At 60.6% G+C, this 15,863-nt stretch carries 21 protein-coding genes; 7 read left to right on the top strand and 14 right to left on the bottom strand.

What is annotated here, in order from left to right; genetic code table 11:
- The first annotated feature begins 131 nt into the window (after positions 1-131).
- Positions 132-719 (top strand): TetR/AcrR family transcriptional regulator, encoded by a 588-nt coding sequence (locus IT40_RS00640; protein WP_036749151.1) that lies wholly within the window; start codon positions 132-134, stop codon positions 717-719.
- A gap of 28 nt (positions 720-747) precedes the next feature.
- Here IT40_RS00640 and IT40_RS00635 read toward each other — a convergent pair whose 3' ends face one another.
- The 8 genes from IT40_RS00635 to IT40_RS27155 all read right to left on the bottom strand — a co-directional run bounded on the left by IT40_RS00635 (position 748) and on the right by IT40_RS27155 (position 6,773).
- Complete coding sequence (locus IT40_RS00635; protein WP_036749148.1) at positions 748-1,407, bottom strand: RraA family protein; 660 nt, start codon at positions 1,405-1,407, stop codon at positions 748-750.
- Between the two features lie 17 nt (positions 1,408-1,424).
- Entirely contained in the window at positions 1,425-2,384 is a 960-nt protein-coding gene (locus tag IT40_RS00630; RefSeq protein ID WP_036749145.1) for a YeeE/YedE thiosulfate transporter family protein, read from the bottom strand.
- A 77-nt stretch (positions 2,385-2,461) separates the two neighbouring features.
- Complete coding sequence (acuI, locus tag IT40_RS00625; protein ID WP_036749142.1) at positions 2,462-3,448, bottom strand: acrylyl-CoA reductase (NADPH); 987 nt, start codon at positions 3,446-3,448, stop codon at positions 2,462-2,464.
- Entirely contained in the window at positions 3,445-3,804 is a 360-nt protein-coding gene (locus tag IT40_RS27160; protein WP_243700141.1) for a hypothetical protein, read from the bottom strand. The genes acuI and IT40_RS27160 overlap by 4 nt, the downstream gene beginning before the upstream one ends.
- 7 nt (positions 3,805-3,811) lie before the next feature.
- Positions 3,812-4,258 carry a hypothetical protein gene (locus IT40_RS00620; protein WP_036749139.1) on the bottom strand — a complete coding sequence of 149 codons (447 nt, stop codon included), beginning with the start codon at positions 4,256-4,258 and terminating at the stop codon, positions 3,812-3,814.
- Positions 4,259-4,331: 73 nt separating this feature from the next.
- On the bottom strand, positions 4,332-4,904 hold the full coding sequence (locus IT40_RS00615) for a hypothetical protein (RefSeq protein ID WP_036749327.1): 573 nt from the start codon (positions 4,902-4,904) through the stop codon (positions 4,332-4,334).
- A 530-nt stretch (positions 4,905-5,434) separates the two neighbouring features.
- Positions 5,435-6,175, bottom strand: coding sequence for a ferredoxin reductase (locus tag IT40_RS00610; RefSeq protein ID WP_036749135.1), 741 nt, complete (start codon positions 6,173-6,175; stop codon positions 5,435-5,437).
- Positions 6,168-6,773 (bottom strand): molybdopterin-dependent oxidoreductase, encoded by a 606-nt coding sequence (locus IT40_RS27155; protein ID WP_084196753.1) that lies wholly within the window; start codon positions 6,771-6,773, stop codon positions 6,168-6,170. Before IT40_RS27155 ends, IT40_RS00610 begins: the two co-directional genes overlap by 8 nt.
- Positions 6,774-6,914: 141 nt before the next feature.
- Here IT40_RS27155 and IT40_RS27150 point away from each other — a divergent pair, with 141 nt between their 5' ends.
- The 6 genes from IT40_RS27150 (at position 6,915) to IT40_RS27145 (ending at position 11,161) form a co-directional block, all read left to right on the top strand.
- Positions 6,915-7,442, top strand: a complete 528-nt coding sequence (locus tag IT40_RS27150; RefSeq protein ID WP_082657960.1) for a MarR family winged helix-turn-helix transcriptional regulator — start codon at positions 6,915-6,917, stop codon at positions 7,440-7,442.
- Between the two features lie 17 nt (positions 7,443-7,459).
- A complete protein-coding gene (locus tag IT40_RS00600) occupies positions 7,460-8,332 on the top strand; it encodes a LysR family transcriptional regulator (RefSeq protein WP_036749130.1) in 873 nt (290 codons plus the stop codon).
- 127 nt (positions 8,333-8,459) lie between these two features.
- Positions 8,460-8,906 carry a peptide-methionine (R)-S-oxide reductase MsrB gene (gene msrB / locus IT40_RS00595; RefSeq protein ID WP_036749127.1) on the top strand — a complete coding sequence of 149 codons (447 nt, stop codon included), beginning with the start codon at positions 8,460-8,462 and terminating at the stop codon, positions 8,904-8,906.
- Positions 8,907-9,419 carry a peptide-methionine (S)-S-oxide reductase MsrA gene (gene msrA / locus IT40_RS00590; RefSeq protein ID WP_036749124.1) on the top strand — a complete coding sequence of 171 codons (513 nt, stop codon included), beginning with the start codon at positions 8,907-8,909 and terminating at the stop codon, positions 9,417-9,419.
- 51 nt (positions 9,420-9,470) lie between these two features.
- Complete coding sequence (locus IT40_RS00585; protein WP_036749121.1) at positions 9,471-9,959, top strand: peroxiredoxin family protein; 489 nt, start codon at positions 9,471-9,473, stop codon at positions 9,957-9,959.
- 266 nt (positions 9,960-10,225) lie between these two features.
- Entirely contained in the window at positions 10,226-11,161 is a 936-nt protein-coding gene (locus tag IT40_RS27145; RefSeq protein ID WP_084196752.1) for a LysR family transcriptional regulator, read from the top strand.
- On the opposite strand, the gene IT40_RS00575 is transcribed toward IT40_RS27145, so the two are convergent.
- Genes IT40_RS00575 through trbK-alt form a run of 6 tightly spaced genes read right to left on the bottom strand, consistent with a single transcriptional unit; the run spans position 11,124 to position 15,850 of the window.
- Positions 11,124-11,363 (bottom strand): DUF2274 domain-containing protein, encoded by a 240-nt coding sequence (locus IT40_RS00575; protein WP_036749115.1) that lies wholly within the window; start codon positions 11,361-11,363, stop codon positions 11,124-11,126. The genes IT40_RS27145 and IT40_RS00575 overlap by 38 nt on opposite strands.
- Positions 11,364-11,365: 2 nt before the next feature.
- Positions 11,366-12,493, bottom strand: coding sequence for a TraB/TrbI/VirB10 family type IV secretion system protein (locus tag IT40_RS00570; RefSeq protein WP_036749111.1), 1,128 nt, complete (start codon positions 12,491-12,493; stop codon positions 11,366-11,368).
- The gene (gene trbG / locus IT40_RS00565) at positions 12,490-13,518 is read right to left on the bottom strand and encodes a P-type conjugative transfer protein TrbG (RefSeq protein WP_036749108.1); all 1,029 of its coding nucleotides are present in this window, start codon (positions 13,516-13,518) and stop codon (positions 12,490-12,492) included. The genes IT40_RS00570 and trbG overlap by 4 nt, the downstream gene beginning before the upstream one ends.
- Positions 13,515-14,204 carry a conjugal transfer protein TrbF gene (gene trbF, locus IT40_RS00560; protein WP_036749105.1) on the bottom strand — a complete coding sequence of 230 codons (690 nt, stop codon included), beginning with the start codon at positions 14,202-14,204 and terminating at the stop codon, positions 13,515-13,517. Before trbF ends, trbG begins: the two co-directional genes overlap by 4 nt.
- A complete protein-coding gene (gene trbL / locus IT40_RS00555; RefSeq protein ID WP_036749102.1) occupies positions 14,201-15,559 on the bottom strand; it encodes a P-type conjugative transfer protein TrbL in 1,359 nt (452 codons plus the stop codon). The genes trbF and trbL overlap by 4 nt, the downstream gene beginning before the upstream one ends.
- Positions 15,560-15,562: 3 nt before the next feature.
- On the bottom strand, positions 15,563-15,850 hold the full coding sequence (gene trbK-alt / locus IT40_RS00550) for a putative entry exclusion protein TrbK-alt (protein ID WP_036749100.1): 288 nt from the start codon (positions 15,848-15,850) through the stop codon (positions 15,563-15,565).
- Positions 15,851-15,863 lie beyond the last annotated feature (13 nt).

Genomic DNA, 15,863 nt, shown 5'->3' with positions numbered 1-15,863 from the left:
GCATAAGGCCGATCGGGCCGCGGGACTTCACAGCAATTGGCACGTTTGATATACGAGCCGTATGTGGAATTAGTTCATATACGGCCCGTATGTCAATCTGCATACGGCTCGTACATGAAAAGAGGTTGGAAATGCCCCCCAGAAGCCGCGTCGAAACGATGGAAGAGAATCGTGCCAAGCTAATCGCGGCAGCACGCAAAGCGTTCGCAGAGAAAGGATTTGCCGCAGCGTCGATGGACGACCTGGCCGCCGATGCAGGGCTGACGCGAGGCGCTCTCTACCATAATTTTGGCGACAAGAAGGGCTTGTTGGCCGCCGTGGTTGCTGAGGTCGATGGAGAGATGGCAACGCGTGCGCGAAAGGCGGCGTTAAGGAAGAAAAGCGGCTGGGAGCAATTGTTGGCCGAAGGTGCTGCCTATATCGAAATGGCACTTGAACCCGAAGTCCAGCGGATCGTTTTACTGGATGGCCCGGCTTTTCTGGGCGACCCATCAAAATGGCCGAGCCAGAATGCGTGTCTCCAAATGACGAGGCAGACCGTCGCCGGGTTGGTCTCGGATGGGACTATCAAGCCGGTCGATGTTGATGCAGCATCTAGACTGCTTTCCGGCGCAGCGTTGACGGCCGCCTTATGGGTGGCTGCGAGCGAAGAACCGCGAGCGGCTCTTCCCAGAGCCGTTGAGGCGTTTCAATTTATGGCTTCGGGACTTCTGGCGTAGTCAGGCTAGCTCCCCCTACGCCCACCCGTCATGCGTTGTCGCTTGCCGATCCGCGGTCGCTCGCTGGGACTTCGCGGCGGATGACGTCAAGATAGTAGCTGTCCTGCGCCTGAACCTCCTGCGCCGCTTTGAGCGCTTGATGCGCAAGCCCGGCCGGAAGGATGACCGTACCGGCACCGTCAGCGAATATGTAGTCGCCGGGGACAACCGTTGCGCCCGCGAGATTGACGGGTTCGTTCGCTGCGACGGGCATTAAGTCCCCCGTTCCGGCCCTGAGCGTGGTTCCCCGGCAATAGAAGACTGGTTCGTAAGTTGCGAGTTCCTCGAAGTCGCGGAGTCGACCGTCGGTGATCATGCCGGCGAGTTCTAGATTGTGCAGCCGCGAAAGTTTCGTCCCGCCGCCAACCGAAACGTCCGAATGGCCGCTGCTGTCCAACACGAGAACCTTGCCTTTAGGCGTTGCGCCGACGGCCTCGTAAAACAGACGGGAGAAGCTGTTCACATTCTCGTCGAATAGATCATCGCGCAATGGCAGCATACGCAGGGTGACGGCCGGCCCGAAGAGCACCTTTCCAGGCGTCGGGGAGACGAGATCGAGCACGTGGGCGCGATGGTTGCAGATTCTCCCAAGTGCATCGCACACAGATGCCGATGTTACGGATTTCCAAATGTCGTCGATATCTTCCATTATTCGGTCCTTTCAAACTATCCTCGATCGCCCCACGCCATGGCTTTCGAGCCAAAGCCTGCGATAAGCGCTGCCAATACGCCGACGATGACCACATATGCGAGCAATGCCTGCCAAGCCGCTCCTGGGAACCCCGTCAGCAACAGGGTGTCATTGCCGCCTGGAATGAGCACCGCGCCCAGGCCCATGAGAATTCCGCCCGTCAGATGACGTAGCATGCCGCCCCAAGTCGGAAGCTTGAAGCGGAACGCCCCGTTGCGAAGAAGGGAAGAGGTGATGCTCCCCAAAGACATTCCCATCACAGCGACCGCACCGGCAACAGGCACGCTCACCACAGCCTCGATGGAGGCCGTTATCGAGAAAAGCGGCGCTACGCTCGCGAGCGTTGCAAAGCTTACGCCAATCAGGCCCATGGAAACGGTGAGAACGCGGAAGTTGGCACGGTCGCGACGGGCGAGAAAGAATCGGATTCCAACGACCACAATGATCAGCCCAACGAACAGCATGGCGCCCCCGAGTAACGGCAAGCTCAGCGGAGGGTGCTCAGGAAGAAGTTTTGCGATCGGTTCGACGAAGGTGACAAGGAAGATGCCCACGAAGACCAGGCTGACCTGGATATCACCGTTGCCGATATGGCCAATGGATCCGAAAACGCAGGCGCCATTTACGTAGCTGCCAAGCGCGAAAAGGATTGCACCCGCAAGCAGATATTCTATCGGTAGCCAACCTGCGGGCATGAACGGTGCGACGCCAAGAACGGCGTAGACAACCCCCGCCCAGAGGGCACTTTCCAGCAAGGCAATCGATCTGGCAGGCCGCTTACGCAACACCCAGTCGGCCGTAGCGATCACGGTGCATATCGAACCGCGGTTAAGCGCGAATCCGAGGATGAACGCGAGCGCCGCAATCAACAATGCGCCCAGCCAGTCCGTTGCGGACATGCTGGAGAACGATAGTTCAGGGAAAATGCTCGTCATTTCATAACCGTTGTTTGGGCGTCGCGGCGCGTGTCGCTACGCTGATATCATTGGACAAGTTGCTCGGCAGACGCCGTTCATCCTATGTCGACGACCACTCGCCCACGTATCTTGCCTTCCAGTATATCGGTTGCGGCCGACTGCACGTCGGCAAGCGGAATGGAACTGGTCATGGCGGCGAGCTTGTCACGGTCGAGGTCACGGGCGATCCGATCCCAAGCTTCCAGTCGCAAAGACTTTCTTGCTCTCACCGAGTCGATGCCGAGCAGCGCCACACTTCGCAGTATGAAAGGAGCGACAGAGGTTGGCAGATCCATGCCCCCGGCAAGGCCGCAAGCAGCGACCGCTCCGCCGTATTGAATGCTCGAAAGAAGATTGGCCAAGGTGCTGGAGCCGACGGAGTCGACTCCGACCGCCCAACGCTCTTTTGCCAGCGGCCGGCCCGGACCGGAAAGCTCGGAACGCTCGATAATCTCGGTAGCTCCGAGTTCACTGAGATAGTCCGTTTCGCTGACACGTCCCGTCGAGGCAACAACGCGCCAACCGGCCTTGGCAAGAAAGGCGATGGCCATCGAGCCGACGCCCCCAGCTGCGCCTGTCACGATCGCTGGGCCGTCACCGGGGCTGCAACCGTGCCTTTCGAGCGCGAGTACCGACAGCATTGCGGTGAAGCCCGCCGTACCAACTGCCATGGCCTGAGATGGCGTAAGCCCCTTCGGCAGCGGAATAAGCCAGTCGCCCCGGACCCTTGCTTTCTCGGCATAGGACCCCAAGTGCGTCTCGCCGGTCCCCCAGCCGTTGAGGATAACACGATCACCCGCCTGAAAGTCAGGGTTGTCGGAAGCCTCCACGATACCCGCGCAGTCAACTCCCGGAATCATGGGAAACCGGCGCACCACCGGGCTCTTGCCGGTCAAGGCCAACCCGTCCTTGTAGTTGAGCGTGGAGTGGGTCACCCTGATTGCGACGTCACCATCCATCAGATCGGCGACCTTGAAATCCTTGAGGGCGACAGTCTGGCCGTCGTCGGTCTTTTCTATAACCAGCGCCTTGAAACTACTCATGAAGATTTCCTCCCCAGCAACCGAAAGCCCCGAACGAAGTCGATCACCTTCTCAGTGGACATCTCACAGGGCTTGAGCGACGTGTTGCCCGACCCCAGACGATACATATTGAAACTGACGATATCGGCTCCCGCCAATTCGCGAGCGAACAGGCTGTTGCGCCGCCCGTCGTCAGATCGACGGACACTGACGCCATACCGCCTGCCCTGGTAGACACCTTCGCTGTAGCCCGAAGGCAAAGCGCCTAGTGCAGTTTCGAAATCAGCATTTCCATCAACGTTCTCGCACGTCGATCGCACCGCGCATCCGTAACGCTGGCCAGGACCTTTTCCGAGGGCCACTGGATCGCCGGTCATCCGATCGCTAGGCAACATCTTCGACCACCAGCTTCCGCCCCTTGAACTCCACCGTTTCGCCAGTTCGCGCGCCTTCAAGTGCTTCGAAGATCGGGGCCATCGTAGAAATCCCCATCATTTCGCGACCGTCGATTGTGAATCTGCCGGTGGACACGGCTATGACGAAGTCGCGACCCGATAGCCGGACGAGAGCGCCAGCAGTTACGGTCGCCTTCGGGCCGAAGTCGATCTTTCTCAACGTTTCGAGCTTGTCGCCATAGTCGTGAAGGGTGTCATCGAGAGCCTCGGAAAAATCGCTGGCTGTTTCAGCCTGGGCTTGCTCATCGTTTTCGATCGGCTCGCTGCGATCTAGCCGAGCGTCTGCAACATAGTCGAGATACTCTTCCCGGGCGCTCTGAAAGGCGGCAGCTTCAAGCGAAAGCATGGTCTCTTTGATCAGGTTCTTGTCCATCATTGCTCTTCCTTGGGGTCTGATTGTCTGGGTTCTGACGACCGGCCATGGACGCCACCTGATGGCCGGACGGTGCTCACTCGTCGTCGGGGAGTTCCGTGCCCTGATATGGAATCCGGTTCAGTCGGGAATCCCGCAGAATGCTCGTGACCAGCCACACATACGACTGCTCCGCGGTGTCAAAGCCGAGCACCGAGTACGATTGACCGAACGGGCAGTCAGGAAAGTCCGGGAAACCTATGCGCAGTACGTAGCGCTCGGGGTCGTTATCGAATTCCCGCTTGTAGACTTTGCGAAGGCCGTATCTGCTCGGGACATCGTTGTCCCCAACGACATCCGTGTCACGCTTTGCGAGCAGCCGGTCGGCCAAACCACTGTCGCCGATCTCATCAAATATATCGAAGGCATCCACGAGCAATCCCTTGCTTTGGGACTCTCGGTCGGAAATGGCATAGATGTTGGATGCATCCTCGCCATCCCGGCCGCTCACCAAGCGGAGCGCGGAGTCGACCTGAATGTTGCTCGACTCGAGCTCGGAGCCGAGCGCCAGATCAAAAAGTCTGCCATCTCTTATGCGGTATTCACGCTCATAACCTTGGCTCACGAGCTGGTTCACCGCTTCAACAACATCAGATACTCTTAGTCTCATCTGCATCTCCTTTGGTGTTATTCGGCCATCAGGGGCGCTCGGATGTATCAACGAGCACAATGCTTATGATTGCATCCTGACGAACGAATTCCCAATGTGCTGTGACTATAGTTTTGATGCGGAGCAGGCATGTCGCGTCATGCTGGCGCGATCACCTCTCAAGCGTTCCACCCGCCGTCGACGTAGAGGTATTCACCATTGATGAAGGCAGCTTTCGGGCTGCACAGAAAATGCGATCGATGCGGCTATTTCTGCTGTCTTTCCATAGCGTCCGACACTTGTGAGCCCGACTTTTGCGTCATACCCTGGTGTCCCCCGAGGAGGTGCAAGCTCTGTGTCGATGGGCCGGGGCTGGTTTCCGTTGACGGTCACCAGTCGGACCGGGCCCGCGCGAAAGTCCGCGAGTGAAGCCACTCAGGGCGAACTTGCTGGTGATGTAGAGCGTGATGCCTGCGCAGTCGTAGCTATGCTCGAGAGACCGGCTCTTGTGCACCTATTCCGTGCGATCCGCGACGCGGCCGCTGGAGCCCTCACCCCCCATACCGCTCAGTCTTGATCACATCCGGGGCCAGTCCCGAAGCGAGAACGCCATCAGCGGCAATATTGACGAAGCCGTTCGATCCGCAGATGAAGACATGCGCAGGCATAGAAGGCATGCGGCCAACGACGTCCTTGATCATTCCTTCGTCCACCCGACGCGCAAAATCCGAGGCTCGCCAAGGTGCCTCGCGGGTAATCGCCAGGGTCAGTGCGAAGTTAGGGTCGCCTTCTTCGCTGGAAATGAGTTCCTCGGCGAAGAGGGCGTCGTTTCTCGTACGGGCGGACAGGAGAAGCGCTGTCGGAACGGTAAGCGCGACTGAACGCCTGTGCCGGATCATCGACATGAACGGCGCCACACCGGACCCCGCGCCGATCAAAAGGATCGGGCCGCTTTCTGGCTCCGGCCACAAGAAATGGCCCCCTAAAGGACCGCGCAGTTCAATTTCGTCTCCAGCGACGGCGACGTCGTGGAAGTAGGCAGAGACCTCGCCCTGCAGGTTTTCGATGACGAGCTCAATAGTGTCAGAGCGAGATGGATCGGATGCGATCGAGTAGCTTCGCATCGCCGAGTATCCATCAGGGGCCGTCAGTCGAATGTCGACATGCTGTCCGGCGACATGCGTGAAAGGCTGTGCCAGACGCAGAAAAAAGCTCTTGATGCTCGGCGTGCGTTGGACGATCTCGGAGATCGTTCCGATCTGCCAACCGATCGGCGTGGTACGCTCAATCACCGGAATATCGCTGCTCCTTCCACGGATCGCCGTAGATATGATAGCCGCGCAGTTCCCAAAAGCCGGGCTCGTCGCGTTCAGTGAACTGGAGCCCGTTCACCCATTTTGCAGACTTCCAGAAGTAAAGATGTGGAACGAGCAGGCGGGCGGGTCCTCCATGATCACGCGGGATCGCTTTGCCTTCATATTTCAACGCGACCATCGCCTTTCCCGACGCAAGATCCGCTAGCGGGACATTGGTCGAATATCCATCGAAGCTGTGGGCGAGAAGAAAATCGGTGGGATGCTCCACGCCAGCATCGGCCAGGATATCGTCGATTAGCACGCCTTCCCATGCGGTGTTCAGCTTCGACCAAGACGTCACGCAGTGTATGTCGCGCGTCATCTTCGTCATCGGCAGGGCGTTGAACTCCGTCCAATTCCAAGCCTTCACGGGCCGTGGGCCGATCTTGAGTGTGAATTTCCAGTCCCCCGGCTCGATGTTCGGCGTCGGCCCTGCGGTGAGGACAGGAAAATAGTCGACAAGATGTTGACCGGGCGGAATCCGTTCCGACTGGTCTCCTCCCGATGGGCGGCCGGTGAACCCTCTGGTAGCCATTCGAAGTCCCCTTGCTTCTAGTGAGTCGACACGCGCGGAGATGTTCCGGCCTGAAAAGGCCGCTTTACACAGACCTCGACCTGTCGCCGCAGATAATATATGACTGACTCATACTTATAACGCTGTGTGGCTGAGAGCGCAATGGATAGAAACGTCTCCGAGCGGCTGGTGAACCTTCTGGGCGCCTTGGCCGTAGGGGTAAACGACCGCATGCACGCCGCGATTGCGCAAACAATGCAGGACGGTGGAGGAACCGTTGCCGCCCTGGTAGCGATCGGTCATGCCCCCGGAATGACGATCGAACAGTTGAGCCGGGTTCTGACCATCACGCATGGTGGAGCTGTCCGGTTGGTCGACCGTTTGCTAGAACGGGGGCTTGTCGAGAAACGCCCTTCACGCACTGATCGCCGAGCCTTCAACCTCGTCTTGACGCCCAGCGCGAAACAACAGCGCGAACAGGTGCTGGAACATCGTCGAGAAGCGCTGACGTGGGCAGTCGGACACGTGCCACACGAGCATCTCGCTGCTTTCGAGAGTGTCGCCGAGACCTTGGTTGCAGCGCTGGCGAGCGACCCACTTTCCGCGCTGACGACATGCCGATATTGCGACGAGAAACGTTGCACCTCATGTCCAATGGAAACGTTCGGCCCCATAGTAATGAAACAATAGACAGAACGGCGGTAGGCATGGAGTTCAATCAGATACGATATTTCCTGAATCTGGCGGATTCTCTGAACTTCACCGAAGCGGCCATGCGCAGCGGTGTTTCGCAACCCACGCTCACACGCGCGATCCAACGACTTGAGGAGGAACTGGGTGGCACCCTGGTTTATCGTGATGGGAAAGACAGCCGTCTCACAGCTCTAGGCCGTGATATCCGTTCAGAGTTTGCTTCGATAGCGGAAGGTGAACAGCGGGTCCGCGCACTCTCCCTCAATCGGGTTCGGGGAAGACGAGAGACGTTAACCGTGGGCGTCGTCAACACGATTGCACCAAGGCTAATCACTGGGTTCATCGCCCATGCCCTGCAACAGTTGCCAATGCTCGAACTGGTTGTCCGGCCGATCACCCGCGAAGAGGCCGTTGAGTGTCTGCTGAGCGGTCGGCTCGATGGCTGCTTCTGTTCCGATCCGATGGCGGGTAACGCCAAGATCGCCACCGCTGAGATGTTCCGCGAGCGGCTGTTATTGGCCATGGCGGAGCAGCACCCTTTAGCCGGTCGGGAAGTGATCTCGCTCGCCGAACTCGCTGAGCAACCTTATCTTGATCGCCTTCATTGTGAATTTCGCTCTCGCGTCAACGAGCATCTTCGCGAACGCGCTATCGTCATGGTCCCGCGGCTAAGATCTGAACGGGAGGATCTAATCCAGCAGGCGGTGGCCGAAGGCGCCGGTGTCTGCATGCTGCCCGAAAACTCGGCCATCGTCGCCGGCCTGACCCTTCGCCCGGTTGAAACGCTCGACCTTACCCGGACGATCGGTTTCCAGTCAGTTTCTGGCTCAGGAACAGCGGCGGTCCTGCGCCAGCTTCGAATGCTGGTCGAACGCCATGGGTGGTAGTGTAGACCATCGCGTTGGCTTGACCGCTGGCAACACTGAGGCGAAGCATTGAAACTATAGCCGTGCCGTATTGGACACCTTCGGATTGAATAGCCACTTTAGCGGCAGACATTCGAAGGAGAAAAACATGGCTACATACAAGAAAACAGACGCCGCGATCGCAAGGCTCTCACCCGAGGAATACCGGGTGACGCAGCAAAGCGGCACCGAGCGGCCGGGCACCGGTGCTCTTCTCCACAATGATGAGGCCGGCATCTACGTCGACATCGTCTCGGGTGAACCTTTGTTCGCATCGTCGGACAAATTCGAGTCCGGTTGTGGCTGGCCCAGCTTCACGAAGCCGATCGAGCCGCTGAACATCAACGAGCTGCGTGACACCAGTCACGGCATGGTCCGCACGGAAGTGCGCTCGACACATGGCGATAGCCATCTTGGCCACGTCTTCCCTGACGGGCCGACCGACCGTGGCGGCTTGCGCTACTGCATCAATTCCGCGTCGCTGCGCTTCATCCCACGCGAGGAGATGGAGGCGCAAGGATACGGTGACTATCTCAACCAGGTAGAGGATATCTAGATGACAACCGAACGTGCTGTACTGGCTGGTGGCTGCTTTTGGGGCATGCAGGATCTCATTCGAAAGAAGTGGGGCGTGATCTCAACGAGAGTCGGTTATACCGGCGGGGACGTGCCCAATGCGACCTATCGCAATCACGGAACGCATGCCGAGGCGATCGAGATCATCTTCGATCCTCAGAAAATCAGCTATCGCCGACTGCTGGAGTTCTTTTTCCAGATCCATGATCCGACCACGCTGGATCAGCAGGGCAATGACTTCGGTAAGAGCTATCGCTCAGCGATCTACTTCACGAGTGACGAACAGAAGAATGTTGCTCTGGATACGATCGCGGACGTCGAAGCTTCCGGCTTGTGGCCCGGCAAGGTGGTCACGGAGGTGGAGCCGGTAGGTGACTTCTGGGAAGCCGAGCCGGAACACCAGGATTACCTGGAGCGCATCCCGCACGGATACTCGTGCCATTTCGCGCGCCCCAACTGGGTTCTGCCGCGCCGAACAGACACGGCGGCCTAACAGGTATGTGGCTCGCGGTGCAATGCCGCGAGCCACCAACGGGAGAACATCATGAAAACTGGAATTGTAGGGTCGCCATCTCCGCCGTTGGAGAATGTTCAGTGGATCGATGGGAATGGCAATCAGCGTGATCCGCTGTCTCTGGAAGAACTGGGTACGGGCTTCAAGATCCTGTATTTCTTTCAAGACTGGTGCGCCGGGTGTCACACACACGGTTTTCCCACGCTTGTGACACTTTTAGAAAATCTCGGAAACAAAGGCGTTGGCTTCGCCGCCGTGCAGACGGTGTTCGAGGGCTCGGACGTGAACACCTTCGACCGCCTACGGGAAAACCAGTCACGATATGGACTGGGCATTCCCTTTGGGCACGCTGCTCCCGTTGAGGGTCGAGGCGAAACCGTGCCGGCAATTATGGAGGCGTTTCAAACGGGTGGGACGCCCTGGTTTGTCGTGATCGCGCCCGACGGCCGCGTTGTTTACGACGGGTTTCGGCTGGAGGCGGATGCCTTGGTTCACGCGCTTGGAGCATCCGTCGGGTGAGGCACCGGAGGCGGCAGAATAGATCCATCGCTGAATGCACGCCATGATCGTCGATAGGGCCGCAACGGGAATTGTTTCATGTCACACACTACATCAACGACGCCATGGATGCGTCCGGCAGGAAATAGCGACCACATAAGGCTCCGGAGGGCGCGACTATGCCTGGTTCGCGGCGCCGGCAACGAGCCCGCAGACACTCTTGCTTGGCCCGACTCGCATAAGCACGACCACAGCTTGCTTGAGCCAAAATTGGCGAGGGTCTCCTAATGGTGCTGTCGAAAACTGTTGAGGCAATCGAGCTTTGCCATCTTAGATATTTCCTGGCGGCGGCCGAACAGGGCAGTTTTCGCAAGGCGGGAATTGGCCTGGGCATCTCACAGTCGGCAGTCAGCCGGTGCATCGCCGACCTTGAGGACCAGATTGGAGCGTCACTTTTTCACCGACATTCCTGGGGCGTGTCTCAAACCTATGCGGGCCGACGCTTCCTGAGGCGCGCACGGGAAGCTATTCGGAGCATCGCAGAAGGCGCATACGACGTGGCGCTTGCGGGTCGCTCCGAGCAGGGTCGAATCCGTATTGGCGTTTATTCCTCAATCGCTTCCGGCTTCCTCGCGGAACTGTTGGGCACCTTCGGTCAACGCCACGGGCAGGTAACAATAGAGTTGGTCGACGGGAACCCCGCAGACCACGTTGTAGCAATCCGAAATCTCAGCCTCGATGTAGCCTTTGTCGCCGGCACACGAGATTGGCCGGGGTGCGAGCGAACCCCCCTGTGGGAGGAGCGCGTATTTGCAGTTCTGCCCGCCCACCATCCATTGGCCAATCGGAAAGAACTTGAATGGCGTGATCTGCACGACGAAACGTTCATTGTGAGCGAGACAGCGCCAGGACAAGAGATCCACGCCTATCTTGTTCGATATCTGGCTGACCTCGGCAGACATCCCGAAATAAAAGTACAACACACCAGCCGAGACAATCTCATTGCTCTCGTCGCACTCGGTCAAGGATTGACTGTCGTGAGCGAGGCCATGACATCAGCACGGTTCGCTGGGGTGGTTTACAAGGCAATCGTCGGCGAGTTGTTGCCATTCTCAGCGGTGTGGTCGACTAACAATGATAACCCCGCCTTTCGTCGGCTACTCAGTCTGGCAAGGGCAATCGCCGTCAGCTCTGACTACTCGCAGGCGATATCGAGCGCTTAGCCTTTCTAAACCCGCGGTCCGTAGCGATGAACCGCTCCAGCATCGGCACGATCAGCTTCAAGGGATCGGCGACGGGCTTGCCGGTTTCACGGGCCAGCACATCGGCGTAGTCGATCAGATCGCGGTTAAGCGTCGCGGGCAGTTCCAGTGTGACCTTCACGGGCTTGTCGTCGGGCAGCGGGCCAAGTTTCAACTTGGTCATGATCAACCTCCTGTCGGCTGGAGCACTAAATCGCGAGTGACGATGATCCTGACCGGGAAGCCCGGCCGGATCGTCAATGTCGGCGCAACCTGCAACTGGCGCTGCACGATCTGCTGACCCGCCTGATTGACGGTGTCCTGCGCCCCGTCGCGGATGGCACGGATCAGCCGGTCTTCGTCGCTGGTTGCCAGTTCCGCACCGACCCCGAGAAGCGTGGATAGGCCAGCCGCCTTCATCAGATCCCACCAGTGATAATCGACGCCATCCTCAAGACCGGCATAGCCGCCGGCGTCGGCGCCCGGCAGGCGCTCCAGCACGATGGACCGGCCATCAGGCAGGATCAGGCGATTCCACACGAGGAGCACGCGGCGTTGGCCGAAGGTCACGCCATCATCATACTGGCCGATGATACGGGTTCCCTGCGGGATCAGGAGCAGCGAACCGGTCGGGCTGTCATAGACATTCTCGGTCACTTGCGCCGTGATCTGACCGGGAAGGTCCGAGCGGATGCCGGTAATGAGCGCGGCCGGAATGACGGCGCCCGCCTGAAGAATATAAGGCGATGCCGGGGGCGTGAGGCGATCCGGGGCGACGGTCTGCCGGGCCACCGGGCCGTTGAGGAAAGCCGCGTGGCGGTTCTGCCCTGCCGCATCCGGCTGCGCCCCGAGACCAGCCAGGCCGGCCATAGCCGTTCCTGCCGGTGCTCCCGTGTGAGGGCCGGACTGGAAAAAGACGTGGCTCAACCGTGCAGCTTCTTCCTCTGCAAGACGGCGCCGTTCTTCGGGATCGACCGCTGGCGCGGTGATGGCGGGTGCGGCAACTGGCTGGCCCCGGTTCTGCGCCTCAAGGATCGGACGACCGAGATCACCCGGCAGCGCGGGGCCAAGGACCGGGCCGCTATAGTCACTCGGCAGGCCGGCCAGGCCGTCCGCCGTGGGCCGATTCTCCGTCGAATAGAGTTCGCCGCCACCCGGCGCAGCATCGCGGGTCTGGAGTGCGTAGATCAGCGCCCCGCCGATGCCGAGCAGGGCGACGGCTCCGACGCCAGCCAGCATCTTGCGGGATAGGCGGGTGACGCGGGGGGCTTCTGCGCGCAGCCGCATGGGCGCGGCGGTGTCGGTCTTGCTCATGAGGACGATCCTCCCGTGAACGTGCCGGCCGGTTGCGTGGCCGCCTGCGTCTGTTCCATGCGGACGATCCTGACGACCTGCTGACGGTCGCCGCTGCCAAGGCGCAGCTCGGCCGCCCCGAACAGGCGGTCCACGATCAGCACGTTCTGATGAATGCGGGAATTGACGATCTGCGGCTCGCCATCCGCGCCGAGCACGAAGATCGGCGGCATCTCGCCCTGCACAATCCCGCGCGGGAAGACGACATAGACCCGCCTGCCGTCGTCGAAGACGGAAATCGGTCGCCATGGCGGGCTGTCGCCCCGCACCTGCAATGCATAGCGATAGTTCCTCGCCGCCTCGGCCGGAATGATCGGCGCCGATGGCGTGGTGACACGGCTTCCCGGCGGCGGTGCAGGATAAGCCCATGCCACAGAGGGCATATAGAGCGCTTCCCGCGCACGCAGCTCGATCGTGTAAACCCGTCGATCGGTGGTGATCACGAGATTGGTCGATATATCGTCTCGTGTCGGCTTGACGAGGATATGAACACGACGGTTGGTGCCCGAACCGGATTCCGTATCACCGATGATCCAGCGCGTGGTATCACCGGCTGCGATCGGCCCCGCTCCGGTCAGGTTCTCACCCGGCTCCAGTGCGATATTGGTGATTTGTCCGGGCGCTGCATAGACCTGATAGAGCGCGCCTTCGCTCCATGGATAGATTTGGATGGCGTTGTAGTAGCCTTCCCTACGCGGCTCGACGCGGGCGGCGGCATTGGCGTTCTCGACGCGGCCATCGGGCGTGCCAGCGGCGGTGCCGCCCCGAGCCACGGTCCAGGCCGGTGGGACATGGAGCGGCCGGGGCCGGTCGTCGGTCGTGGCCGTTTGAACGGTCGGCAGTGGCGGCACATGGGCGTCGTAGCTGAATTGCGGTGTCCGGTTGGTAGCGCAGCCGGCCAGCATGGTGGCAGAAAGCAGCAAAGCCGGAAGGCCAAGTTTACGGAAAGCCGGAAACGCGGCTTTACGGAAAGTCGAAGAATTCATTGACTCATCTCCCGCGACCAATTGATCGCGTTGACATAGATTCCGAGTGGATTGGCACGCAGCCGATCGGCGGTGCGCGGGGTCTGGAGCACGATGGTCAGGATCGCGGTCCATCGCTCGGTCGTGGAAAGCTGGCCGTTCTCATAGTGCCGCTCCATCCACGCCACGCGGAAACTGTCGGGCGAGGCCCGGATGACGCTTGAGACCTCAACGGCGACCTGCTGGCGACCGACACGGCTGAATGGATCATTGGCGCGGGCATAGTCGTTGAGCGCCGCCGCGCCGCGATCCGTGGTGAACTCGTAGGCGCGAAGCCAGTTCTGGCGGACGATGATGGCGTCGGCCGGTATTGCGCGGACCTGCTCGATGAAGCGGCCGAGATGGAAGGCGACCTGCGGATCGGTCGGGCGATAGTCGGCATTCGCGGCCGAGACGGTCTGCGCCTGGCCGAGATTGTCGACCTCCACCACCCAGGGCACCACCGTCCCCTGCGCCGACTGCCAGACCAGCGCCGAAGCGAAGCCTGCGGACAGGATCAGCGAGCCGAAGGCGATATAGCGCCAGTTCCTCGCTTGCACGCGGGCCGAACCGATGCGCTCGTCCCAGACCTGCGCGGCGCGCTGATAAGGCGTCTCCGGCTCCGGCACCTTGCCATAGTGGGTCGTCGGTCGTTTGAAGATGTTCATGTGCGGTCACTTTCGGAAAGGCTTACGGATGAACCGGGGCCATGGCTGTCGCCGGATCGGACGGCATGGGCGGCGGCGGTGACGCCGTGGCTCATCGCTCGGCTGCGGCGCATTTTCTGTGCCCAGGCAGGCGAACCATCAGCGGCTGAAGGAGGGGATTGTTCGGGCGATGGGACGCCCCCGACCGTTCCCATGGAGGAACTGCCGCCGGACGCTGTGAACCCGGCTCTCGCGCCATCGGAATAACTGGATTTCATGCTGTCGGCGGCGCGGTTGGCGGCGCGCTTCAGAGGCGAGATGGCCCCCGACGCGCCGGCGCGGCCAACACCTCCGAGACCGGAAGCGATCCCGGCCGCGCCGGAGCCGCCCATCGAGCCGAGGGTGTAGGCCGACGAAGCCGCACCGCCGACCGCGGCACCACCGCGTGCAAGCGCGGCACCACCCGACAGCGCAGCGCCTCCCGCCTTGGCGGCAAGCATGGTCGAGCCTCCGGCCGCCACAGCAGCACCACCAACGGCGAGGCCGGTCCCGACGGCAGCGCCCGCGCCGAGCTGCGGGCCACCCGAAACGAGGCCGGTGGCGATGCCGGGGCCGAAAATCCCGAGTCCGAGAAGGGAAAGAGCGGCCAGGACAATCGCCATGGCGTCGTCGATCGTGGGGGTCGCGCCGCCGAAGCCGGCGGTAAACTGGCCGAAGAGCGTTGAGCCGATGCCGATGATGACGGCCAGGACCAACACCTTGATGCCACTGGAGATCACGTTCCCCAGAACCCGTTCCGCCATGAACGCGGTCTTGCCAAAGAGGCCGAAGGGGATCAGTACGAAGCCAGCCAGCGTCGTCAGCTTGAACTCGATCAGCGTCACGAAGAGCTGGATCGCCAGAATGAAGAACGCAAGGATAACCAGCGCCCAGGCGAAGAACAGGCAAAGGATCTGCACGAGGTTTTCGAAGACGGCGATCCAGCCCATGAGATCGGAGATGGATTCCAGAAGAGGCCGTCCCGCATCGAGCCCGGTCTGGGCGACACGGCCGGGGCGCAAGAGATCGGCGACAGAGAATCCGGTGCCCGAGGCCATCAGGCCCAGCCCGGCGAAGCTCTCGAAGACGATCCGGGCGAGGTTGTTCCAGTTGCTGATGATGTAGGCGAAGACGCCCACGAACAGAGTCTTTTTGACCAGCCGCGCCATGATGTCGCCATTCGCGCCCCATGCCCAGAAAAGCGCGGCTAGCGTGACATCGATGACGATCAGCGTCGTCGCAATGAACGCGACCTCGCCGCCAAGCAGGCCGAAGCCGCTGTCGATGTAGCTGGTGAAGATGCCGAGAAAATTGTCGATGACCCCCGTTCCACCCATGGCTCATTTTCCTCCGTTCGGTGCAGGCGTCGCCGGGCCGGGTGTGCGGCCGAGGAAGCGGTCGCGTGTCTCGGCCCAGATACGGAGACAGGTCGGATCGTTGGCGGCGGCCTCTCCGAGCTGCTGGCAATGACGTTGCCCCTCGCGCAGCGGATCGGCCGGAGGCTGGAATGCGGGAGCGGAAGGCGCGGGAACGTTCACGTCCTCGCGGGTCATCTCGATGATGGTCGCCGTTAAGGCGACGGCGATGAACACTATGGCCGCGATCCGGGCCAGCACCTTCCCTTCCATGATCGGAGCTCCA

It is taken from the genome of Paracoccus versutus (assembly GCF_000763885.1).
GTDB classification, from domain to species: domain Bacteria; phylum Pseudomonadota; class Alphaproteobacteria; order Rhodobacterales; family Rhodobacteraceae; genus Paracoccus; species Paracoccus versutus.
Note: the sequence above shows the minus strand (reverse complement) of the source record. Positions and strands in the feature narration are given on the sequence as shown.